The sequence below is a fragment of the Paracraurococcus lichenis genome, assembly GCF_030657435.1.
GTDB lineage: Bacteria > Pseudomonadota > Alphaproteobacteria > Acetobacterales > Acetobacteraceae > Paracraurococcus > Paracraurococcus lichenis.
In genome coordinates this window covers 170,352-190,932 of the sequence record NZ_JAUTWS010000012.1, presented here as the reverse complement: position 1 = coordinate 190,932, position 20,581 = coordinate 170,352, and the positions used below count along the sequence as shown (strand labels likewise).

Below are 20,581 nucleotides of genomic sequence, written 5' to 3'. Positions count from 1 at the left end.
AGGCTGCGGCCGATCCTCCGCACCGCCCACCGGCATCATCGCATGCCCTCCCCGGGCCCGCGCCTCAGTCCGCCGTAGCTTCGGGGCTGCCCGGCCTGGACGCCGCTCAGGCCGCGGGCAGCGCGATCCCGAGCCGCGCCAGCCGCGTCGCCTGCGCGGCATTCACCGCGTGGTCCGGCACACGCCCCTCGGCCAGCGCCGTCACCTGCCGCACCGTGTCGAAGGCCTGGTGCTCGATCGCCTGCGGCGTCAGGCCGCCGATATGCGGCGTCGCCACCACCTTCGGGTGCCGCGCCAGCGCCGGCGTCGGCATCTGGTCCGGCGCCCGGCCGACATCCATGGCGACGCCGCCCAACTGCCCAGCCTCCAGCGCCGCCAGCAGCGCCGCCTCGTCCACCAGGTTGCCGCGCGACGGATTGAGGAACAGCGCGCCGCGCTTCATGCGGCCGAAGGCGGCGGCGTCCAGCAGGTTCTCCGTCTCCTCCGTCGCCACCGCGAGGCAGACGACGACGTCGCTCTCCGCCAGCAGCCGCTCGAGGCGCACGTGCTCCAGCCGCGGGTCCTCCGGCCGGGCATGCGGGTCCGCCACCAGGACCCGCATCCCGAGCGCGAGGCCGAGCGGCGCCAGGTACCGCCCGATCGCGCCATGGCCGATGATGCCGAGCGTGCTGCCCGCAAGCAGCAGCCCCATCCGCGCCGCCGGCACCTCGCCGCGGTGGTAGCTCTCCGCCGCCGCGCTGACGCCGCGCGCCAGGTCCACCATCTGCCCCACGACCAGTTCCGCGACCGAGGGGATGAAGCCCGGCGTCGCCTGCGTCACCAGCACCCCCGCCTCGCTCGCCGCGGCGACGTCGACGTTGCGGATATCGACCGCGCAGCGCAGGAAGGCGACCAGGTCGGGCGCGTGGCGGAAGGTCTCGGCCTCGCCGGGCGACTGCCGGTAGCTGACGATCGCCTGGCAGCCCGAAGCCGCTTCCGCCAGTTCCCGCCCCGCGAGGTGCCGGCCGGTCGGGTTCAGCACCACCTCGGCCACCCGCCGAAGCGCCGCCACCGCCCGCTCGCCGTAGTAGTTCGCCAGCGCATCCGGCGTGTGGGTCAGGAAAACCTTCATGGCGCGTCCCCGTGTGATCGCCCCTTCCCTCCCACGCCATGTGCCGCTGCGCAACGCGGCTTGGCCGGCCCGGCGGGGCGTGGTGGATTACGCCGCATGACGAATTCCCTCCCCGCCATCCTGGCCCATCTGGACGAGACCGCCCCCGCCGCACGCCAGCGCCTCATCGACTGGCTGCGCATCCCCAGCATCAGCGCCCAGCCCGCCCATGCCGAAGACTGCCGCCGCGCCGCGGAATGGGTGCGCGGGGAGCTGGAGGCGATCGGCTTCACCGCCTCCGTCCGCCCGACCGCCGGGCATCCCGTCGTCCTCGGCCACCATCCCGGCCCCGGCGGGAACGCCCCCCACCTGCTCTTCTACGGCCATTACGACGTGCAGCCGGCCGATCCGCTGGAGCTCTGGACCTCCCCGCCCTTCGAGCCGGCGGTGGTCGAGGGCCCGCATGGCCCGCGCGTCGTCGCCCGCGGCGCGGTGGACGACAAGGGCCAGTGCCGCATGTGGCTGGATGCCTTCCGCGCCTGGCACGCGGTGGCCGGCGGCCCGCCCTGCCGCATCACCGTCCTCATCGAGGGCGAGGAGGAGGTCGGCAGCCCGAGCCTCGACGCCTTCCTCGCCGCCAACAAGGACGCGCTGAAGGCCGATGTCGCGATCATCAGCGACACCGGCATGTGGGACATCGACACGCCGGCCATCACCACCAGCCTGCGCGGCATGGTCTACAGCCAGATCGACGTGAAGGCGGCGAGCCGCGACCTGCATTCCGGCATGTACGGCGGCTCCGCCCGCAACGTCATCAACCTGCTGACGCAGATCCTGGGCGAGCTGCACGACGAGACCGGCCGCATCCGGATCCCCGGCTTCTATGACGGGGTGAAGGAGCTGACGAACGCCCAGCGCGTCGAATGGGACGCGCTCGGCTTCGACGAGGCCGCCTATCTCGGCGATATCGGCCTCTCCGTCCCGGTCGGCGAGAAGGGACGCTCGGCGCTCGAGCGCATGTGGGCCCGGCCGACCGCCGACATCAACGGCATCTGGGGCGGCTATACCGGGGAGGGCAGCAAGACCGTCATCGCGGCGGAGGCGCATGCCAAGCTCTCCTGCCGCCTCGTCCCCGGACAGGATCCGCAGAAGATCGCCGAGGGCATCCGCCGCTTCGTCGCCGACCGCCTGCCGCCGGATTGCAGCGCCGAGGTGCAGGTCTTCAGCACCACCCCGGGCATCGAGGTGCCGGCCGAGAGCCGCTGGGTGCAGGCGGCGCGCCGGGCGCTCTCGGCCGAATACGGCAGGCCGGCGATCCTGATGGGCTGCGGCGGCTCCATCCCTGTCGTGGAGAGCCTGAAGCGGCTGCTCGGCCTCGACAGCCTGCTGGTCGGCTTCGGCCTGAACGATGACCAGGTGCACAGCCCGAACGAGAAGTTCGAGTTCCGCTGCCTGCACCAGGGCGCCCGCAGCCATGCCAGGCTGCTGGCCGAGATCGCGGGCGGCTGACGGTCGTCGATCGGCCCGGGACGCCGGCGGCAGATCCGCGCGCTCGGCGTGGCGCCGTTGCCCGCGCCACGCGGGCTGCCGCGGCGCTCCGCCGGCGGCATCGCCGGGAGATCGACCGGGGACCCGGAGCAGTCCGCCGCGAACCGGCCCGCGATCGCCGGAACAGCCGGCTCTTGCCGGCCGCGGCGCCCTGACCGCCGCCGCGGCGATCAGGCCCCGCCATCCGCCACGCGGTCGTCCTGCTGGAGCGATTCGTCCGGCGCCGCGGGCAGCAGGAAGGTGACCTCCGTGCCCTTGCCGGGATCGCTCTGGATGCGGAGCGCCCCGCCGGCCTGCTCGGCGAAGCCATAGGCCTGGCTGAGCCCGAGCCCGGTGCCCTCGCTCCGCGGCTTGGTCGTGAAGAAGGGCTCGAAGACGCGCCCGAGCACCCCGCGCGGGATGCCGACGCCGGTATCGCGCAGGCGGATCGAAACGGCCCGCCCGGCCAGCCCCGACGGCCCTTCGTCCAAGTTCACGTTCTGCGCGGTCACCGTGAGCCGCCCGCCATCCGGCATGGCATCGCGGGCATTCAGGGCGACGTTGAGCAGCGCCAGCTCGAACTGCGCCGGGTCCACCCGGATGGGCCAGAGGTCCTCATCAAGGTCGAGATCGACCTGGATCCTGCCGCGCAGCGACCGGCCGAACAGGTCCGCCGCCCGGCTTATATGGTCGGCCGTGTCGATGACCTCGGGTGCCGTCGGCAGGTCCTGCGAGAAGGCGAGCAGATGCTCGGCGAGGCCCGCCCGCTCCAGCGCGGACGCCCGCAGGTCGGCGAGGATGCGCCTCACGCGCTCGGCATCGCCGGCCGCCGCGCTGGCCAGCCGGACACTGCTGAGGACGATCTGGATCAGGTTGCTGAAATTGTGTGCGACGCCCGCCGTGAGTTGGCCGATGGCTTCCAGCCGCTGGATCTGGGCCATCTGCTCCCGCAGGGTCTCCGCCGCGCGCTGGGCTTCGTGCCGTTCGGTGATGTCGCGCGTCACCTTGGCGAAGCCGATCAGCCTGCCGTCCTCGTCGCGGATCGCATCGAGCACCACGCTCGCCCAGAACCGGCTGCCATCCTTGCGGACACGCCAGCCCTCGGCCTCGACATGTCCGCTTGCCCTCGCCTGCTCCAGGGCCCGTTGCGGCTCGCCGGCGGCGCGCTCCTCCTCGGTATAGAAGCGGGAGAAATGCTGGCCGACGATCTCCGCCGCCTCATAGCCCTTGATGCGCCGCGCCCCGGTATTCCAGTCGACCACGATCCCCTCGGGATCGAGCATGAAGATGGCGTAGTCGGTCACCCCCTGCACGAGCAGGCGGAAGCGCCGCTCGCTCTCGCGCAAGGCCTGCTCGGCCTCGTGGCGCTTCGTCATGTCGCGGGTGATCTTGGCGAAGCCGACGAGGCGCCCTGCCGGGTCGCGGACCGGATCGAGGATGGCCAGGGCCCAGAACCGGGTGCCGTCCTTCCGCAGCCGCCAGCCCTCGTTCTCGGTGCGCCCCCCCTGCCGGGCGGAGTCGAGGATCGCCTCGGGGCGGCCCTGGCGGCGATCCTCTTCGGTGAAGAAGATGGAGAAGGGCTGCCCGATGGCCTCCTCGGCGGTGTAGCCCTTCAGGTGCTGCGCCCCGGGGTTCCAACTGCTGACCCGGCCCGCGGGGTCGAGCAGGAAGATGGCATAGTCGATCACCGCATCCACGAGGAGGCGGTAGGTCCTGTCGTCGATACCCGGTTCGGAACCGGTCATCCTGTCCGCCATTCCTCGGCCTGCCGCGAGAGAGCGCCACCCGGCGGGACTTCTCGCATGGTGATGGTTTGCAGAAGGCGATGATCGGCCCGGCCGGACGATCCGACCGGCAGCGCCATGGTCCGAGGCAAACTGCAGCCCGAACCGTCGGGTTCAATTCGACCGAAAATATTACCGGATGCGTGTCTTCCGCGCGCGGGGGCGGTGCCTGCCGCAGTGGCAGGCCGAGCCATGCCTCTACCGGCGATGGTGCGGCGACGTGTTCCAAGGCATGGTTTTTGGCTGGAACAGGTCGCGCCCAGCGGCCGGCCCCGGACCGGATCCGCCCTGTCGAGGCTCGCCCGAGCCTCTCCGGTCACGCATCGGCCAACCCGACCAGGACCTCACCTTGAGCCGCGCCCTTCGCCGGAGGCGGCCCGGCCCGGGCGGGTGGCCGCGGGAGGCCCGCGTCGAGGCGCCAGGCTGCCGGTAACGCTGCCGGCCCATCCACGCCGCCCGGCACCGGCCGAGGTGCACCCTGGCATCGGCGCCCACCGGACAGGGCTCTATACCGGCACGTCGCCCGGTGGCTTCAGCGCATCGAGCACGAAGGAGCTTTTCGTCTCCTTCACCCCCGGCATGCGCAGCAGCGCCTTCAGGGCGAATTCCGCATAGGCCTCGAAATCCGCCGCCAGCACGTGCAGCAGGTAGTCCATCTCGCCGCTCATGGCATAGGCCGCCAGCACCTCCGGCCGCTCCGCCAGCGCCCGGTGGAAGCGCGACACGACCTCCTCCGCATGGCTCTCGAGCGCCACCATGACGAAGGCCTGCAGCGGCAGGCCCAGCCGGCGGGGGTCCAGGACCGCGGTGTAGCGAGCGATCACCCCAGCCTCCTCCAGCCGTTTCACCCGCCTCTGGCAGGGCGTGGGGGAGAGCCCGACCTGCTCGCCCAGCGCCACCACCGGCAATCGGCCGTCGCGCTGCAGGGCGCGCAGGATGCGGCGGTCGATGGCATCCAGCTCGATGGCGTCTTTCGCCACGGAAGCCCTCCTCGGTAGCGATTTCGGCCAAGAGTGGCCCGATCCTGGCCCAATTTCGCCGAAAACCCCTCCCCGGTCTCGGGCATTCTTGTCCACAACGAGGGATGGCCGTCATGGAAGGGAAGCTCCGGGACCTGCCCAAGGGGCTGCGCGGCGATTACGCCGCGGCGCGGGCCGACTTCACCCTGCCGCAGCGCTGGGCCGACTACACGGATGCCGATCATGGCACCTGGCGGACCCTCTACCGCCGCCAGGCGGCGCTGCTGCCCCAGCATGCCGCCGCCGCCTTCCGGGAGGGGTTGCGGCAGCTCGACTTCGCCGGCGGCATCCCCGACTTCGCCCTCACCTCCTCCCGCCTCCGCACCGCGACCGGCTGGACGCTGGTGGCGGTGCCCGGCCTGATCCCGGACGGCGCCTTCTTCGGCCATCTCGCCGAGCGGCATTTCCCGGTCACCCGCTGGATCCGCAGGCCGGAGGAGCTGGACTACATCGTCGAGCCCGACATCTTCCACGACGCCTTCGGCCATGTGCCGCTGCTGACCCAGCCCGATTTCGCCGATGTCCTGGAAGCCTATGGCCGGCTCGGCGAGCAGGCGGCGCGCATCGGCGCCTTGAAGCCGCTCGCCCGCTTCTACTGGCACATGGTGGAGTTCGGCCTGATCCGCGAGGCCGGCGGCATCCGCGCCTATGGCGCCGGCATCCTCAGCTCCTCCGCCGAGACGGTGCATGCCACCACCAGCCGCCGCGCCCGCCGCCTGCGCTTCGATCCGCGCCGCGTGCTGCGCAGCGACTATCTCATCGACGAGATGCAGCCGACCTACTTCGTCATCGAGAGCTATGCCGAGCTGTTCGGCGCCATGCGCGACCTGCCCTCGCTGCTGGCCGAGGCGCGCGATGCCGAGCCCATCCCGCCTGGCGCCGGGGACCCGATGGACGTGCCCGCCGGCACCTCCATGGCATAGCCCGCCACCAGCCCACTACCCGAGGAGCACAGCGTCCATGGACATCCCGCCCGACCGCACGCCCTATGCCGGCGTCGTCTCCGAGGCCAACCCGATGGGGACGGACGGCTTCGAGTTCGTCGAGTTCACCGGCCCCGACCTGCCGGCGCTCGAGGCGCTCTTTACGAGGCTCGGCTTCGCGCGCGTCGCGGTGCATCGCAGCAAGCAGGTCGCGCTCTGGCGCCAGGGCGACGTGAACTTCATCCTGAACGCGGAGCCCGAGAGTTTCTCGAGCGCCTTCCAGCGCGTGCACGGGCCGAGCGCCTGCGCCATGGCCTTCCGCGTGGCCGATGCCGCGGCGGCCTACAGGCGCGCGGTCGCCCTTGGCGCGAAGCCGGTCGAGGGCAAGGTCGGCCCGATGGAGCTGAACATCCCGGCGATCGAGGGCATCGGCGGGTCGCTCCTCTACTTCGTGGACCGGTACGGCCCGCGCGGCAGCATCTACGACGTGGATTTCCGCTGGCTTGACGGCGTCGACCCGCGTCCGGTGGGCCAGGGCCTGACGGTCATCGACCACCTCACCCACAACGTCCATCGCGGCCGCATGGATGTGTGGTGGCAGTTCTACGAGAAGCTCTTCAACTTCCGTGAAATCCGCTACTTCGACATCGAGGGCAAGCTGACCGGCCTGAAGTCCCGCGCCCTCACCTCCCCCTGCGGCCAGATCCGCATCCCGATCAACGAGAGCAGCGACGACAAGTCGCAGATCGAGGAATATCTGCGGGCCTATGGCGGCGAGGGCATCCAGCACATCGCCCTCGGCACGCAGGACATCTTTGCGAGCGTCGAGGGGATGCGCGCGGCCGGCATCGCGTTCATGGACACGCCGGACACCTATTACGAGCTGCTGCCGAAGCGCATGCCGGACCTCGGCACGGAGGAGATCGGGCGGCTGCGGCGCAACCGCATCCTGACCGACGGAGCGCCGACGCCCGAGGGCGGGCGGCTGCTGCAGATCTTCACCGGCACGGTCATCGGCCCGATCTTCTTCGAGCTGATCCAGCGCAAGGGCGACCAGGGCTTCGGCGAGGGCAATTTCCGCGCGCTCTTCGAAAGCATCGAGCTCGACCAGATCCGCCGCGGCGTGCTGACGCCGGCGGCGGAGTAGCCGGGCCGGTCGCCGTCGCCTCCGGCGCCCCCGCGAGGCTCGCTTCGCGGGGCCGCCCCGGGGCGGCGAGCCCTCCCGGCCCCATGGCCCTGGCTCGGGGAGCGCCCGCGGCTGACGAGCGCCGCCCTGCGGACCGGGCCTTCGGCTGCGCCCCCTATCGCCGGTCCATGTCGCGGGAGGTCGCGCGCGGCGGCGCCTGCGGGTTGCTGCCGGTGAGGTCGCGGTAGAGCTTGTCCACGTCCTGCGCGTCCCGGTCCTGCCGCCGCGGCTCGCCGATGCCGAGCGCGCGGGACCGGGCCTCGATCTCGGCCGGGTTCGGCTGGTGTTCGCGGCCGTCCCAGACCGGGCCGATCCGCGCCGGCGGCGCCTCCCCCGGTGCCGGCTGCTGCTGCGCCCAGGCCGGCAAGGCCAGCGCCATGGCCAGGACCACCCACCGCCCGCCGCTCCATCCGTCCCGCATGGCCGCGATCTCCGTTGCGTCGCAGGGGTAACGCACAACGGCCCCCTGTCGTGGCATGCAGGCGTTACGGATCGGGCCGCGGCCGGCGCGCGGCGTCGTCCAGCAGCGCCTGCTCGCGCCGCCGCGCCGCCCGCCGCGCCTCGGCCGCGCGGCGCTCCCGCAATGCCTCCACCGCACGCTCGGCGGCGCGGGTTGCGGCGAGGCCGCCCTGCGCCTCTTGCAGCCGCGCCTCGGCATGCTCGCGCGCCAGGCGGGCGCGGTCGCGCTCCGCCAGGCCACGCGCCAGCCAGACGCGCCAGGCCTCGGCGCCGGACTCGTGCTCCGCCCGCAGCGCCGCCGCGGCCCCGTCCAGCCGCGCCTCCGCCGCCACGGCCTGCGCCGCCTGCTGCCCGACACGCCGCCGCGCCGCCTCCGTCTCCAGCCGCCGCAGCCGCGCCAGTGCGGCCAGCGCGTCACGCGCCATCCGGCGCCTCCATGGCCCGGGCGAGGGCCGCGAAGGCCTCCTCCACCGTGCCACGCTCGCCCTTGCCTTGCGCCAGCACGGCCTCGATCCGCGGGCCGAGCCGCAGCGCCTCGTCCACCGCCGGATCCGTCCCGGCGCGATAGGCGCCGAGGCGCACCAGGTCCGCCATCTCGGCCTGCAGCGCCAGGATGCGGCGGGCACGCAGCATCAGCGCCCGCTCGGCCTCCGAAAGGCAGCCGGGCACGGTGCGCGACAGGCTGCGCAGCACGTCGACGGCGGGGTAGCGCCCGCCCTCCCCGATCCTCCGGTCCAGCACGACATGCCCGTCGAGGATGCCGCGCACCGCATCCGCCACCGGCTCGTCATGGTCGTCGCCCTCGACCAGCACGGTGAAGAGGCCGGTGACGGCGCCCGGATTGCCTTCCTCCCGCGGCCCGGCGCGCTCCAGCAGCCGCGGCAGTTCGGCGAAGACGCCGGGCGTATAGCCGCGGGTCGCCGGCGGCTCCCCCGCCGCCAGCCCGATCTCCCGCAGCGCCATGGCGAAGCGGGTGACGCTGTCCATCAGCAGCAGCACCTGCTTTCCTTGCGCGGCGAAATGCTCGGCGACGGTCATGGCGGCATAGGCCGCCTCCCGCCGCAGCAGCGCCGGGCTGTCGGAGGTGGCGCAGACGACGACCGAGCGCGCCAGCCCTTCCGGGCCCAGGTCGTCCTCGAGGAACTCGCGCAACTCCCGCCCCCGCTCCCCGACCAGGCCCAGCACGGCGACGTCGCAATCCGCGTCGGCGGCCAGCATGGCCAGCAGGGTGGACTTGCCGACGCCCGAGGCGGCGAAGAGGCCGAGGCGCTGGCCACGCCGGCAGGTGGCAAAGGCATCCAGCACCCGCACGCCGAGATCGAGCCGCGGCCCGAGCCGCGCCCGCCGCCCCGCCGGCGGCGGCGTGGCGCGCAGCGGCCGAGGCGCCTGGCCCGGCCGCAGCGGCCCGCGCCCGTCGAGCGGCCGCCCGAGCGGATCGAGCACCCGCCCCAGCCAACTCTCATCCACCGCGAGGCATGCCGGCGGGGCGAGCGCGACGGGCTGGCCGGGGCCGATGCCGTCCAGCGGGCCGAAGGCGAGCGCGGTGGCAAGGCCGTCGCGCAGCGCCACCACCTCCCCCGCCACGGCCGCGCCATCGGGCGTCTGCACCTCCAGCCGCGCGCCGAGATGCAGCCAAGTCCTGAGACCTTCGACGGAAAATGCGACGCCGCCCACCACCACGACCTGGCCGTGCAGGCCGAGGCGCGGCAGCCGGCCGAGCGCCGCTGCCGCCGCACGGAACCGGCGGGCTGCCTGATTCACCATGGCTTCAGCAGGCTCAGCGGAATTCTTCATCTTTCCGAAGCGATCAGTCTCGGAAAATGATACAACTCAGGGATGAATTTCTCCTTCACTTCCCACGCAATGATGCTAGTTTTTGCACGCATCACGTGTGGAGCATCCAAGATGCGTGCGCTTCTGGTTGAGGACGACCTGACCGCCTCCCGCGGCACCGTCGCCATGCTCAAATCCGCCGCCATGATCGTGGACGCCGTGGACACGGGGGAGGAGGCGCTCGAGCTGGCGCGCCTCTACGACTACGACGTCGTGATCCTCGACCTCGGCCTGCCGGACATGGATGGCTACGAGGTCGTGCGCCGCCTGCGCGCCGCGAAGATCGAGGTGCCGGTGCTCATCCTCTCCGGCACCGGCCGGGCGCAGGCCAAGGTGAAGGGCTTCGGCCTCGGCGCCGACGACTACATCACCAAGCCCTTCGACCGGGAGGAACTGGTCGCCCGCATCCAGGCGGTGGTGCGCCGGACCAAGGGCTTCTCGCAGCCCAGCCTCAGCGTCGGGCCGCTCACGCTCAACCTCGGCTCGCGCGAGGTGACGGTGGAAGGCAGGCCGGTGCACCTGACCGGCAAGGAATACGCCATCCTCGAACTGCTCACCCTGCGCAAGGGCGTGGTCATGACGAAGGAGGCCTTCCTGAACCACCTCTATGGCGGCATGGACGAGCCGGAGGTGAAGATCATCGACGTCTTCATCTGCAAGCTGCGCAAGAAGCTGGCCCAGGCGGGGGCGGAAAACCTGATCGCCACCGTCTGGGGCCGCGGCTACGTGCTGCGGGAGCCCGGCCAGGGCACCATGCGCCTGCCGGGCAGCCCGGGGACGGCCACGTCGCTGGCGGCCCAGGCCGCGTGATCGGGGCGGGGCCGCCCGGCGCCGCGCCGGGTGGCCCGGGGAGGCCGATGCCGCCGGCCTGACCATGCCCTGGTTGCCCCGGCCGCCTCGCCGGACCGCTCAACCGGCCATCGCGGCGGGCCTTGCCTGCTCGTAGACCCCGCGCTCGCCCGCCACCGGCGCCAGCCGCGCGGTCAGGCCCAGCACCGTCTCCGCCCCGCCGAGGTAGAGGACCCCGTCGGGGGCGAGCTGCCCGGCCAGCGCCTCCAGCACCCGCGACTTGGTCGGCGCGTCGAAATAGATCAGCACGTTGCGGCAGAAGATGACGTCGAAGCGGCCGAGCGGCCTGAGGTCCGCGAGCAGGTTCCACCGCTCGAACCGCGTCATCGCCCGAAGGGCCGGCGCGATGCGCCAGCGCCCGGCGTCCTGAGCGAAATGCCGCACCAGCAGCCGCGCCGGGAGGCCGCGCTGCACCTCGAACTGGCTGTAGATGCCCTCCCGGGCGCGCGCCAGCACCTCCTGCGCGATGTCGGTGCCGAGGATCTCGGCCCGCCGCCCGCCCATCTGCGGCGCGATCTCGGCCAGGATCATGGCGATCGAATAGGCCTCCTGCCCCGTGGAGCAGGCGGCCGACCAGATGCGGATCGGCGCGGAGGGCGGCCGGGCATGCGCGATGTCGGGCAGGACCTTGCGCAGGTGCTCGAAGGGCCTGCCGTCGCGGAAGAAGCTGCTCTCGTTGGTGGTCAGCGCCTCCGTCACCGCCTCGGCCAGGGCGGTCGCGCGCGGATCGCGCAGCCGCAGCGCCAGGGCATCGATGCCCGCCAGCCCTTCCCGCTTCAGCAGGGGGCCGAGCCGGGTCTCCAGCATGTAGCCCTGGTCGGCATTGAGGACGAGGCCGGAGCGCCCCTTCACCAGCCCGGCGATGAAGGCGAAGCTGTCGCGGTTCATGCCACGGCTCCCGCCCGGCCGGCGGTGAGCGCCTGTACCTGCTCGGCCAGCGCCGCCGGCGGCAGCAGCGCGCGGGCGAGCCCTGCCTTCGCCACCGCGCCGGGCATGCCCCAGACCACCGAACTCGCCTCGTCCTGCGCCAGCACCGTGCCGCCCGCGGCGGCGACCGCCCGACAGCCGGCGAGGCCGTCATGCCCCATCCCGGTCAGGATCACCGCCAGCACCGCCCCGCCGCAGGCCGCGACCAGGCTGCGCAGCATCGGATCGACCGCGGGGCGGCAGAAATTCTCGGGCGGCGCGTCGGAGAGCCGCGCGACGAGCCCGCCTGCCGCGGCCTCCGCCAGCAGGTGGCGATTGCCCGGCGCCAGGTAGAGCCGGCCGGGCCGCAGCGCCTCGCCGTCCCGCGCCTCGGCGCAGGGTAGCCGGCCGAGCCGGTCCAGATGGTCCGCCAGCATGGCGGTGAAGCCGGCCGGCATGTGCTGCACCGCCAGCAGCGGCACCGGAAGCGGCCGGGCCAGCGCCTGCACGAAGGCGGCGAGCGCCTGCGGCCCGCCGGTCGAGCAGCCGAGGCCGATGGCCCGCACCCCGCGGCCGGGCAGGATCGCCAGCGGGCGCGCCGCCGCGACCGGGCGCGCGGCCGTCGGAGCGGCGCCCATGCGGGCCCAACCCTTGACCTTCGCCAGCACCTCCGCCCGGAAGGCCGGGTCGTTCAGCCCGCCCCCCGCCGCGCCCGGCTTCGGGATGTAGTCCGCCGCGCCCGCCCGCAGCGCCGCCATCGCCGCCGCCGCGCCGCGCTGGGTCAGCGCGCTGGCGACGATGACGGCCGGCCGCGGCACCTGGCGCAGCAGCAGCGGCAGCGCCGTCATGCCGTCCATCACCGGCATCTCGAGGTCGAGCAGGACCACCTGCGGCCGCAGCGCCGCGGGCAGGCCGGCGAGCGTCGCCACCGCCTCTTGCCCATTGGCGACGCGGGCGACGATGCGGATGCCCGGATCGGCCTCCAGCAGCCGTGCCATGGCGGCGCGCACCGTCGCGCTGTCGTCGCAGAGCATGACGCGGACGGGCGTGGCCGACCCGCTCACGCCGCGGCATCCGGCAACAGGCCGGCCTGGGCGAATTTGTCCTGCAGGATCGCCGCGTCGAAGGGTTTCATGACGTATTCCTGGGCGCCGGCCTCCAGCGCCTCGACGATCCGGTCCAGGCCGGATTCCGTGGTGCAGAAGACCACGACGGGGCGGTCCGGCCCGAATTCGCGGCGCGCCTGGCGAAGGAAGGCGAGGCCGTCCATCACCGGCATGTTCCAGTCGAGCAGCACGGCATCCGGCAGCGCGGCGCGGCAGGCCTCGAGCGCCTGCGCGCCGTCCTCGGCTTCCCGCACCGCGAAGCCGAGATCCTCGACGATGCGCCGCGCCGCCTTGCGCACGACCCGGCTGTCATCGACCACGAGGCAGGTGGCACCCGCCGGTCCAGGACTCATGCGCCGATCGCCAGCACCTGCTCGACATCGAGCAGGATCAGCAGCCTGTCGCCCATGCGGTGCACGCCGCGCGAGACCTCCCGCCACAGCGGGTCGAGGGTCGGCGGGTTCGGCGCGCGCTCGGCGCGGGCGAGCGGCAGGACCTCCCCCATCTCGTCGACCAGGAGGGAGTAGAGCTCGCCGTCGCGCTCCACCACCACGCTCATGGCGCCGCCCGTCTCGCGCGGCGGCAGGCCGAGCCGGCGGCGCAGGTCGATCGCGGTCACGATCCGGCCGCGCAGGTTCAGGCTGCCCGCCACCTCGGGCGGGGCCAGCGGGATCCGGGTGATTGCCTGCACCCCCAGCACGTCGCGCACGGCCAGGACCGGCACGCCGCAGAGCTGGCCGGCGACGGTCAGCGTCAGGAAGACCTCCTCCGCCGCCTCGGCCGGGTTGCGCATCGCGGCCAGCGGCGCCCGTGCCGCGGCGGCCATGGATTGCTGCTGCATCGCTCCTCCTCCCGCCCGCTCAGGCCGCGACCTGCACCGCCAGGCACTGCGCCAGGCTCGCCAGCAGCGCCGCGCGGTCGAACTTCGCCACGTAGTCCGTGAAGCCGGCGGCGCGGCCGTGCTCGACATCCTCCGGCGCGGCGCGGCCGGTCAGCGCGATCAGCGGCAGGTCGCGCCAGGGCCCGTCCTGCCGCAGGGCGCGGGCGAGCGCGAAGCCGTCCATGCCCGGCATGGTGATGTCGGACAGGATGGCATCGAAGCCGGCGCCGCCATCGCGCAGGCGCAGCGCCTCCTCGGCATCCGAGACGGCGGTCACGACATAGCCGGCGGCGCCCAGCGCCGGGACGACCATGTTGCGGAAGAAGGCGCTGTCCTCCACCAGCAGGACGCGGCGCGGGCGGGCGGTCGCCTTCGGCGCCGCGCCGAACCAGTCCTCCCCGGCCTGCCGCAGCCACCAGGCGGTGTCGAGCAGCTCCGTCACCTTGCCCGCGACCACCACGCTGCCGAGATAGCCCGGCCGCTCGCCGGCGCCGTCCACCGTCAGCCGCGCCTCGACCACGTCGAGGATCTCGTCGACCATCAGCCCCATGGCGCGGTCGCCGTCGCTGAAGACCAGCACCGGCTGCTGCTCCGGCGCGCCAGCGGCCTCCCAGTGGCCGGAGAGCGGCACCAGCGGCATGAGCTGGCCGCGGTACTGCACCAGCGGCCGGCCGCCCACCACCTCGATGCGGTCGCGCTCCACCACCTCGAGCCGCGCGACGAGGCCGAGGGGGACCGCCTTCGGCGCCGCGTCGCCGGCGCGGAACAGCAGCAGGGCGGTCGCCGCATCGGAGCGCAGCAGGTGGGAGGGCCGCGCCGCGTCGCGCTCGGGCTCGGCCTCCCCGCCCTCGGTGCCGAGGCCGGTGGCGCGCGCGATCCCGTTCGGGTCGAGGATCATGATGACGCTGCCATCGCCGAGGATGGTATTGCCGCCGAACATCGTCACGTGGCGCAGGATCGGCGCCACCGGCTTGACCACGATCTCCTCGGTGTCAAAGACCCGGTCGACGATGATGCCGAAGACATGGCTGCCGACCTGGGTGACGACGACGAAGCCGCTGGCTTCCTCCGCCTTCGGCGCGAGCTGCAGCACGCCGGCGAGGTTGACCAGCGGCAGCAGCCGGTCGCGCAGCCGGAGCACCGGCGCGTCCTTGATGCGCTCGAGCTGCGCCGCGCCCTCCCCGCCGACCCGCACCAGCTCGACCACGCCGATCTGCGGGATGGCGAAGCGCTCGCCGCCCGCCTCGACGATCAGGGCGGAGACGATGGCGAGCGTCAGCGGGATCTTGATGACGAAGGTGGTGCCAGCGCCCTCGCGGCTGCGGATGTCGATGGTGCCGCCGATCCGCTCCATGTTGGTCTTGACCACGTCCATCCCGACCCCGCGGCCGGAGACGGCGGTGACGGCGGCGGCGGTGGAGAAGCCCGGGCGGAAGATGAAGCGGTGGATCTCCCGCTCCGGCATGTTCGCCACCTCGGCCTCTGTCGCGAGGCCCTGGGCGACGACCTTCTGCCGGATGCGCTCGGCGTTCAGGCCGCGGCCGTCATCGCCGATCTCGATGATGATGTGCCCGCCCTCGTGCCGGGCGTTCAGCATGATGCGGCCGGCCTCGGGCTTGCCGGCGCGCAGCCGGTCCTCCGGCCGCTCGAGTCCGTGGTCGGCACTGTTGCGCACCATATGGGTCAGCGGGTCCTTGATGAGCTCGAGCACCTGGCGGTCGAGCTCGGTCTCGGCGCCGCGCATCTCGAGCGCGATCCGCTTGCCCAGTTCGACGCCGAGGTCGCGGACGAGGCGCGGCAGCTTCGCCCAGGCATTGCCGATCGGCTGCATGCGCGTCTTCATCACCCCCTCCTGCAGATCGGTGGTGATGTGCGACAGCCGCTGCAACGGCACGGAGAAGGCACTGTCGGCCTGGCTGCGGGCGAGCTGGAGGAGCTGGTTGCGGGTCAGCACCAGCTCGGAGACCAGCATCATCAGGTCCTCGAGCACATCGACCGAGACGCGGATGGTCTGGGGCGGCGCCGCGCCGCCGGCCGCGGGCGCCTCGCCCTCGGCGGCCGCGGCGGGACGGGCCGCCTCCGGCGCGGGCGCGGCGGTGATCGCCGGATCCGGCGCGGGCTCTGGGTCCGGCCCGGCCTCGGCCGGCGGCTCAGGAACCTCCGCGGCAGCCCCCTCGGCCGCGGCGTTCAGCCGGGCGATCAGCGGCGCATCCTCGCCGGCGGGCTCGGCGCCCGCCGCCTCCAGCCCCGCGACGATGGCGCGAATCCGGTCCAGCGCCGCGAGGATGAGCGAGATGCCCGCCTGCGTCACCGGCAGCGCGCCGTCGCGCCAGCGTCCCAGCAGGTTCTCCCCGGCATGCGCCACCGCCTCCAGCCGCGGCAGGCCGAGGAAGCCGCAGGTGCCCTTGATGGTATGGACGATGCGGAAGACCTCGGAGAGGGTCGCCTTGTCCCCGGGCGCGCGTTCCAGCCGCACCAGCGCCGCGTCCAGCACGACCAGGCCCTCATTCGTCTCGGTCAGGAAATCGGCGAGCAGGTCGTCCATCCTCGTCCCTCGCTGCGGCGCCGGGCGGCGCGTGGCATGGCGTGCCCGCGGCGGCGGCGCGGCGCGCATCCGGGGGTCGGGGCAGACTGGGCCTGGGCGGGCGAAGATTCCGTAAAGCGCGGCGCGGCCACCGCGGGCAGGCGTGGCTCAGGCCGGGGTTAGCAGCAGCGGCGGCAGGGCGTCGCCCGGGCCCTGGGCCAAGGCGAGGCGCCAGCCGGCCTCGGCCGCCAGGCCGGCCAGCAGGGGGGCCAGCAGGCGGCGCGGGCCTTCCTCCAGCGCCGCCGCCAGGTCGCCGCCGCCGAGCAGGGCCAGCAGGCCGGGCGGCCAGGCGGCGCCCCTGCCCTCCGGGCAGACCACCAGCCCCTCCGCGGCCGAGCCCATCACCGCCACGGTCCCGCCGCGCGGCAGCGCCTCGGCGCCCAGCAGCGCGGCATTCAGAACGAGCGGCACGAGCGCCGCCGGCAGCAGCCCGCCAGGGGCGAGGTGATCGAGCCGGAACTGCACGCGCGGGCTGGCCGGCGAGGCTTCCAGGAGCGCGGCCAGGGTCGCGGCATCGGCCTCCGGCGCGGCACCGCCCCAGGCGGCGGCATAGAGGCGCAGGCGCTGCCGCAGCCCCGCCGCCGTCTCGCGCGCGAGGCCGAGCATCTCGGCATCACCCTCCCCCACCATCTCCAGCGTGCCGGCGAGGGTCCCGACCGCGCCGCCGAGGTCGTGGCAGAGCCGGGCGCAGAGAAGGCGGGCGAGCTTGGCATCCATGCGCATCGGCCGGGTCCTGTCGGGCATGTGCTGCCGGGCTGCGGTCGTCCTGACGCCTCTGGCCCGGCAGCAGGCGCGCAGGGTTGGCGTGACGGCTGCGCGCCAGGCTATGACTCGGGCTAGGGTGTCCCGCCTTAACGAACCGTTTCGGCAGCGCGAAGCACAAGGATTTTCCGTGTCCAGCCTCATCGAGCCCGGCATGCGCGTGCGCCACCCGGACCGGCCGGACTGGGGCGAAGGCCAAGTCCAGTCGGTGATCGGCGACCGCATCACGGTCAACTTCGAGCATGCCGGCAAGCTGCTGATCAATGCGGCCCTGGTCGCGCTGGAGGTGGTCGAGACCGACCCCCGACCCGTGGCCCCCTGACCCGCGCAGGGCAGCCCCGCCGTGCCGGGGGCTTGCGGGTTGTGGGGGTTGCGGACCAAATGCCTGCAATCGCCAACGCAAGTCCTGGGAATGTCGTCCATGATCGATCCGTTCGGCCGACGGATCTCCTATCTCCGCGTCTCCGTCACCGACCGGTGCGACCTCCGCTGCGTCTACTGCATGGCGGAGGACATGACCTTCCTGCCGAAGCGGGAGGTGCTGACCCTCGAGGAGCTGGACCGGCTCTGCGGCACCTTCATCGGGCTCGGCGTCGAGAAGATCCGTCTGACGGGCGGCGAGCCGCTGGTGCGCAAGAACGTCCTGCAGCTCTTCCGCAGCCTCGGCGCCTGGATCGGCGCCAAGGGGGAGAATGGCGGCCTCAAGGAGCTGACCGTCACCACCAACGGCACGCAGCTCGCCGGCATGGCCGAGGACCTCTACGCGGCCGGGGTGCGGCGCATCAATGTCTCGCTCGACACGCTCGACCCCGCTGCCTTCAGGGCCGCGACCCGCTGGGGCGATATCGAGAAGGTGCTGGACGGCATCTTCGCCGCGAAGGCCGCCGGCCTTGCCATCAAGATCAATGCCGTCGCGCTGAAGGGCGTGAACGAGGGCGAGTACGACCGCATGCTGGCCTGGTGCGGCGAGCACGGCTTCGACCTGTGCCTGATCGAGACCATGCCGATGGGCGACATCAGTAGCGACCGCACCGACCAGTACCTGCCGCTCTCCCTGGTCCGCTCCCGCCTCCGGGAGCACTGGACGCTGGAGGAGACCGATTACCGCACCGGCGGCCCGGCCCGGTACTACACCGTGAAGGAGACGGGACGGCGGATCGGCTTCATCACGCCGATGACGCACAACTTCTGCGAGAGCTGCAACCGCGTGCGCCTGACCTGCACCGGGACGCTTTACATGTGCCTCGGCCAGGAGGATTCGGCGGATTTCCGCCCGCTGCTGCGTGACCCGGCGGTCGACGACGCGGCACTGCGGGCGGCGGTCGAGGCGGCGATCGCGCGCAAGCCGAAAGGCCATGACTTCATCATCGACCGGCGCCATAACCGGCCCTCCGTCGGCCGGCACATGAGCGTGACCGGCGGCTGATCTGGCCGGGGCCGGTGCCCCGGCCCCGAACGCCGAGGTGATCTTCATGGCCCTGTTGCAGGAGCTCGCATCGCGGCTCGCCATCCCCGGGCTGCCCGAATGGACGGGGCTGCTCGCCCTGCTCCTGCTGCTGCTGGCGGGCCTGGCCTATCTGCTGATGCCCTTCAGCGTCTTCGGCGTGAAGGGGCGGCTGGATTCGCTCGAGGCGCAGCTCGATGAGATCCAGGCCGAGATCCGCAGCCTCTCGCTGCAGCTCTCTGGCGCGCCGCGGCGGCCCGTGGCGGATGACTGGGTCGAGCTGCCGCCGGGCCGCGGCCGCCCGGCGGAGGAGCCGCCGCGCGTCGTCCCGCCCGTCCCGCCGCCCGCCGCCTGGCCGGAGGGCGGGCGCGGCCGGGCGGAGCCGCGGCTGGACTGGCCGGAGGGGCGCGGGCGCTGAGCTTGCCCCCGGCGCGTCCGGGGGGCTTGATGCGCGGCACGAGGAGGGTCGGGTCGCATGCGCGTCAGCGTCATCCAGATGAACCAGGGCTCGGACAAGGCGGCGAATCTCGAGCAGGCGCGCCGCCTGGTCGAGGCGGCCGTCGAGGCCGACCGGCCGGGCCTCGTCACCCTGCCCGAGACCTGGACCAATCTCGGCGGCGGCCGGGAGAGCCGGCGCCTGGCGGCCGAGGCGCTGCCGCCCGAGGGCTCCGGCGCGGCGGGCGGCCCGGCCTATGAGATGCTGCGCGGCCTCGCGCGGCGCCATGGCATCCATGTCCATGGCGGCTCGATGATCGAGGATGGCGGCGAGAAGCTCTTCAACACCACGGTGGTGTTCGACCCCGCGGGGGGCGAAATCGCGCGCTACCGCAAGATCCACCTCTTCGACATCACCGGGCCGGACGGCACGGGCTACCGGGAGAGCGCGCTCTACGGCGCCGGCGATAGGCTGGTGACCTTCGAGGCCGGCGGCGTCACCTTCGGCTGCACCATCTGCTACGACATCCGCTTCGCCGAGGAATACCTGGCGCTGCGGCGGCTGGGCGCGGAGGCGATCTTCGTCCCCTCCAACTTCACCCTGCAGACCGGCAAGGACCACTGGGAGGTCCTGATGAAGGCCCGCGCGATCGAGAGCCAGTGCTGGATCCTCGCCGCCGCCTCCTGGGGGCAGTACGAGGAGCGGGGCGCCACGCGCTCGGTCTACGGGCATTCGCTGGTCGCCGACCCCTGGGGGCATGTGGTCGCCAAGGTCTCGGACGGCACCGGCTGGGCGACGGCGCGGATCGACCGTGCGGTGACGGCGCGGGTGCGGCGGGACATGCCGGTGCTGGAGCATCGCGCGGCGCGGCGCGTGGACTTCGAGGCTGCCGCAAGGCGCGTGGACTTCGAGGGCGCCGCGCGGCGCGTGGACCTCGACGCCGCGGTGCGGCCGGCCACCCCGTGAGCGCAACGGCCGACCTCGCCCCCGCGCCCTTCCCCCAGCCCGTGCCGCTGCGGCCGGAGGATATCGCCGGCCGCATCGCCTTCCATGCCGCGGCCACCGAGGTGGCGCGCGGCGCCAAGGCACGACTGGTCGCCCGCTACGGCGAGGTGCCGACCGAGCAGGCGACGGTGATCGTCTCGCTCGGCGGCGATGGCTGCATGCTGGAGACGCAGCACCGCTGGCTCGGCCACAACATCCCGGTCTACGGGATGAATTGCGGCAGCGTCGGCTTCCTGATGAACGAGTACCGCGAGGACGGCCTGGTCGAGCGCCTGGCCGAGGCGCAGGCCGCCATGCTGCATCCCCTCCGCATGCGGGCGGCCACCGAGATCGGCGGCATCGCCGAGGCGCTGGCGATCAACGAGGTCTCCCTGCTGCGGGAGACGCGGCAGGCCGCCAAGGTGCGCATCCTGGTGGACGGCAAGGTGCGGCTGCCGGAACTGATCTGCGACGGCGTGCTGGTCAGCACGCCGGCCGGCAGCACCGCCTACAACCTCTCGGCGCATGGCCCGATCGTGCCGCTGGGCGCCAACCTGCTGCCGCTGACGCCGATCTCCGCCTTCCGGCCGCGGCGCTGGCGCGGCGCACTGCTGCCGGGCGATGCCGAGGTGGTGTTCGAGGTGCTCGAGGCGGAGAAGCGCCCGGTCGCGGCCGTCGCCGACTACACCGAGGTGCGCGACGTCCGCCGGGTGGAGGTGCGGGAGGACCGGAGCGTGGCGCTGACCCTGCTCTTCGACCCGGACCACGGCCTGTCCGAGCGGATCATCGCGGAACAATTCACCGTCTGA

General features: G+C 73.1%; 21 protein-coding genes. 9 read left to right on the top strand and 12 right to left on the bottom strand.

The annotated features are described in order from the left end of the window. Window positions 1-106: 106 nt before the first annotated feature. Entirely contained in the window at window positions 107-1,111 is a 1,005-nt protein-coding gene (locus Q7A36_RS14970) for an NAD(P)-dependent oxidoreductase (RefSeq protein ID WP_305104516.1), read from the bottom strand. 96 nt (window positions 1,112-1,207) lie between these two features. Between Q7A36_RS14970 and Q7A36_RS14965 the strand changes: the two genes are divergently transcribed. Then, the gene (locus Q7A36_RS14965) at window positions 1,208-2,599 is read left to right on the top strand and encodes a dipeptidase (RefSeq protein WP_305104515.1); all 1,392 of its coding nucleotides are present in this window, start codon (window positions 1,208-1,210) and stop codon (window positions 2,597-2,599) included. 209 nt (window positions 2,600-2,808) lie between these two features. Here the strand turns inward: Q7A36_RS14965 and Q7A36_RS14960 are convergent, their stop codons facing one another. Together Q7A36_RS14960 and Q7A36_RS14955 are read right to left on the bottom strand one after the other, a co-directional pair. After that, window positions 2,809-4,362, bottom strand: coding sequence for a hybrid sensor histidine kinase/response regulator (locus tag Q7A36_RS14960; protein WP_305104514.1), 1,554 nt, complete (start codon window positions 4,360-4,362; stop codon window positions 2,809-2,811). A gap of 545 nt (window positions 4,363-4,907) precedes the next feature. Beyond that, a complete protein-coding gene (locus tag Q7A36_RS14955) occupies window positions 4,908-5,381 on the bottom strand; it encodes an Lrp/AsnC family transcriptional regulator (protein WP_305104513.1) in 474 nt (157 codons plus the stop codon). Between the two features lie 113 nt (window positions 5,382-5,494). Here Q7A36_RS14955 and phhA point away from each other — a divergent pair, with 113 nt between their 5' ends. Both phhA and hppD read left to right on the top strand, forming a co-directional pair. Continuing rightward, window positions 5,495-6,343, top strand: coding sequence for a phenylalanine 4-monooxygenase (gene phhA, locus Q7A36_RS14950; protein ID WP_305104512.1), 849 nt, complete (start codon window positions 5,495-5,497; stop codon window positions 6,341-6,343). Between the two features lie 37 nt (window positions 6,344-6,380). Further along, window positions 6,381-7,490 (top strand): 4-hydroxyphenylpyruvate dioxygenase, encoded by a 1,110-nt coding sequence (hppD, locus tag Q7A36_RS14945; protein ID WP_305104511.1) that lies wholly within the window; start codon window positions 6,381-6,383, stop codon window positions 7,488-7,490. 154 nt (window positions 7,491-7,644) lie between these two features. On the opposite strand, the gene Q7A36_RS14940 is transcribed toward hppD, so the two are convergent. The 3 genes from Q7A36_RS14940 to Q7A36_RS14930 all read right to left on the bottom strand — a co-directional run bounded on the left by Q7A36_RS14940 (window position 7,645) and on the right by Q7A36_RS14930 (window position 9,752). After that, window positions 7,645-7,950, bottom strand: coding sequence for a hypothetical protein (locus Q7A36_RS14940; protein ID WP_305104510.1), 306 nt, complete (start codon window positions 7,948-7,950; stop codon window positions 7,645-7,647). Between the two features lie 64 nt (window positions 7,951-8,014). Continuing rightward, entirely contained in the window at window positions 8,015-8,413 is a 399-nt protein-coding gene (locus tag Q7A36_RS14935; protein WP_305104509.1) for a hypothetical protein, read from the bottom strand. Continuing rightward, window positions 8,403-9,752: a FliI/YscN family ATPase gene (locus Q7A36_RS14930; protein WP_305104508.1), complete on the bottom strand. Its 1,350-nt coding sequence runs from the start codon at window positions 9,750-9,752 to the stop codon at window positions 8,403-8,405. The genes Q7A36_RS14935 and Q7A36_RS14930 overlap by 11 nt, the downstream gene beginning before the upstream one ends. A gap of 141 nt (window positions 9,753-9,893) precedes the next feature. Between Q7A36_RS14930 and ctrA the strand changes: the two genes are divergently transcribed. Then, the gene (ctrA, locus tag Q7A36_RS14925) at window positions 9,894-10,631 is read left to right on the top strand and encodes a response regulator transcription factor CtrA (RefSeq protein ID WP_305104507.1); all 738 of its coding nucleotides are present in this window, start codon (window positions 9,894-9,896) and stop codon (window positions 10,629-10,631) included. Window positions 10,632-10,730: 99 nt separating this feature from the next. Here ctrA and Q7A36_RS14920 read toward each other — a convergent pair whose 3' ends face one another. From Q7A36_RS14920 to Q7A36_RS14895, 6 genes are all read right to left on the bottom strand, one after another. Then, the gene (locus Q7A36_RS14920) at window positions 10,731-11,558 is read right to left on the bottom strand and encodes a CheR family methyltransferase (protein ID WP_305104506.1); all 828 of its coding nucleotides are present in this window, start codon (window positions 11,556-11,558) and stop codon (window positions 10,731-10,733) included. Further along, a complete protein-coding gene (cheB, locus tag Q7A36_RS14915) occupies window positions 11,555-12,640 on the bottom strand; it encodes a chemotaxis-specific protein-glutamate methyltransferase CheB (protein WP_456306801.1) in 1,086 nt (361 codons plus the stop codon). Before cheB ends, Q7A36_RS14920 begins: the two co-directional genes overlap by 4 nt. Then, window positions 12,637-13,035, bottom strand: a complete 399-nt coding sequence (locus Q7A36_RS14910; RefSeq protein ID WP_305104505.1) for a response regulator — start codon at window positions 13,033-13,035, stop codon at window positions 12,637-12,639. Before Q7A36_RS14910 ends, cheB begins: the two co-directional genes overlap by 4 nt. Continuing rightward, the gene (locus Q7A36_RS14905; protein WP_456306800.1) at window positions 13,032-13,523 is read right to left on the bottom strand and encodes a chemotaxis protein CheW; all 492 of its coding nucleotides are present in this window, start codon (window positions 13,521-13,523) and stop codon (window positions 13,032-13,034) included. Before Q7A36_RS14905 ends, Q7A36_RS14910 begins: the two co-directional genes overlap by 4 nt. Window positions 13,524-13,542: 19 nt before the next feature. Further along, complete coding sequence (locus tag Q7A36_RS14900; RefSeq protein ID WP_305104504.1) at window positions 13,543-16,107, bottom strand: hybrid sensor histidine kinase/response regulator; 2,565 nt, start codon at window positions 16,105-16,107, stop codon at window positions 13,543-13,545. Window positions 16,108-16,254: 147 nt separating this feature from the next. Next, window positions 16,255-16,890 carry a histidine phosphotransferase family protein gene (locus tag Q7A36_RS14895; protein ID WP_305104503.1) on the bottom strand — a complete coding sequence of 212 codons (636 nt, stop codon included), beginning with the start codon at window positions 16,888-16,890 and terminating at the stop codon, window positions 16,255-16,257. A 148-nt stretch (window positions 16,891-17,038) separates the two neighbouring features. Here Q7A36_RS14895 and Q7A36_RS14890 point away from each other — a divergent pair, with 148 nt between their 5' ends. The 5 genes from Q7A36_RS14890 (at window position 17,039) to Q7A36_RS14870 (ending at window position 20,581) form a co-directional block, all read left to right on the top strand. Beyond that, window positions 17,039-17,230 (top strand): DUF3553 domain-containing protein, encoded by a 192-nt coding sequence (locus Q7A36_RS14890; RefSeq protein ID WP_305104502.1) that lies wholly within the window; start codon window positions 17,039-17,041, stop codon window positions 17,228-17,230. 99 nt (window positions 17,231-17,329) lie between these two features. Beyond that, window positions 17,330-18,334, top strand: coding sequence for a GTP 3',8-cyclase MoaA (gene moaA, locus Q7A36_RS14885; protein WP_305104501.1), 1,005 nt, complete (start codon window positions 17,330-17,332; stop codon window positions 18,332-18,334). A gap of 46 nt (window positions 18,335-18,380) precedes the next feature. After that, window positions 18,381-18,770: a hypothetical protein gene (locus Q7A36_RS14880; RefSeq protein WP_305104500.1), complete on the top strand. Its 390-nt coding sequence runs from the start codon at window positions 18,381-18,383 to the stop codon at window positions 18,768-18,770. A 57-nt stretch (window positions 18,771-18,827) separates the two neighbouring features. After that, window positions 18,828-19,754: a carbon-nitrogen hydrolase family protein gene (locus tag Q7A36_RS14875; protein ID WP_305104499.1), complete on the top strand. Its 927-nt coding sequence runs from the start codon at window positions 18,828-18,830 to the stop codon at window positions 19,752-19,754. A gap of 41 nt (window positions 19,755-19,795) precedes the next feature. Then, on the top strand, window positions 19,796-20,581 hold the full coding sequence (locus tag Q7A36_RS14870; RefSeq protein WP_456306803.1) for an NAD kinase: 786 nt from the start codon (window positions 19,796-19,798) through the stop codon (window positions 20,579-20,581).

Bases quoted from the DNA above. Each gene is read 5' to 3' on its own strand.
- phhA (WP_305104512.1), top strand. From the start codon at position 5,495: ATGGAAGGGAAGCTCCGGGACCTGCCCAAGGGGCTGCGCGGCGATTAC.
- Q7A36_RS14895 (WP_305104503.1), bottom strand. From the start codon at position 16,890: ATGCCCGACAGGACCCGGCCGATGCGCATGGATGCCAAGCTCGCCCGC.
- Q7A36_RS14965 (WP_305104515.1), top strand. From the start codon at position 1,208: ATGACGAATTCCCTCCCCGCCATCCTGGCCCATCTGGACGAGACCGCC.
- Q7A36_RS14960 (WP_305104514.1), bottom strand. From the start codon at position 4,362: ATGACCGGTTCCGAACCGGGTATCGACGACAGGACCTACCGCCTCCTC.
- Q7A36_RS14970 (WP_305104516.1), bottom strand. From the start codon at position 1,111: ATGAAGGTTTTCCTGACCCACACGCCGGATGCGCTGGCGAACTACTAC.
- Q7A36_RS14920 (WP_305104506.1), bottom strand. From the start codon at position 11,558: ATGAACCGCGACAGCTTCGCCTTCATCGCCGGGCTGGTGAAGGGGCGC.
- Q7A36_RS14905 (WP_456306800.1), bottom strand. From the start codon at position 13,523: ATGCAGCAGCAATCCATGGCCGCCGCGGCACGGGCGCCGCTGGCCGCG.
- Q7A36_RS14940 (WP_305104510.1), bottom strand. From the start codon at position 7,950: ATGCGGGACGGATGGAGCGGCGGGCGGTGGGTGGTCCTGGCCATGGCG.
- Q7A36_RS14910 (WP_305104505.1), bottom strand. From the start codon at position 13,035: ATGAGTCCTGGACCGGCGGGTGCCACCTGCCTCGTGGTCGATGACAGC.
- hppD (WP_305104511.1), top strand. From the start codon at position 6,381: ATGGACATCCCGCCCGACCGCACGCCCTATGCCGGCGTCGTCTCCGAG.
- Q7A36_RS14930 (WP_305104508.1), bottom strand. From the start codon at position 9,752: ATGGTGAATCAGGCAGCCCGCCGGTTCCGTGCGGCGGCAGCGGCGCTC.
- moaA (WP_305104501.1), top strand. From the start codon at position 17,330: ATGATCGATCCGTTCGGCCGACGGATCTCCTATCTCCGCGTCTCCGTC.
- ctrA (WP_305104507.1), top strand. From the start codon at position 9,894: ATGCGTGCGCTTCTGGTTGAGGACGACCTGACCGCCTCCCGCGGCACC.
- Q7A36_RS14880 (WP_305104500.1), top strand. From the start codon at position 18,381: ATGGCCCTGTTGCAGGAGCTCGCATCGCGGCTCGCCATCCCCGGGCTG.
- Q7A36_RS14875 (WP_305104499.1), top strand. From the start codon at position 18,828: ATGCGCGTCAGCGTCATCCAGATGAACCAGGGCTCGGACAAGGCGGCG.
- Q7A36_RS14900 (WP_305104504.1), bottom strand. From the start codon at position 16,107: ATGGACGACCTGCTCGCCGATTTCCTGACCGAGACGAATGAGGGCCTG.
- Q7A36_RS14935 (WP_305104509.1), bottom strand. From the start codon at position 8,413: ATGGCGCGTGACGCGCTGGCCGCACTGGCGCGGCTGCGGCGGCTGGAG.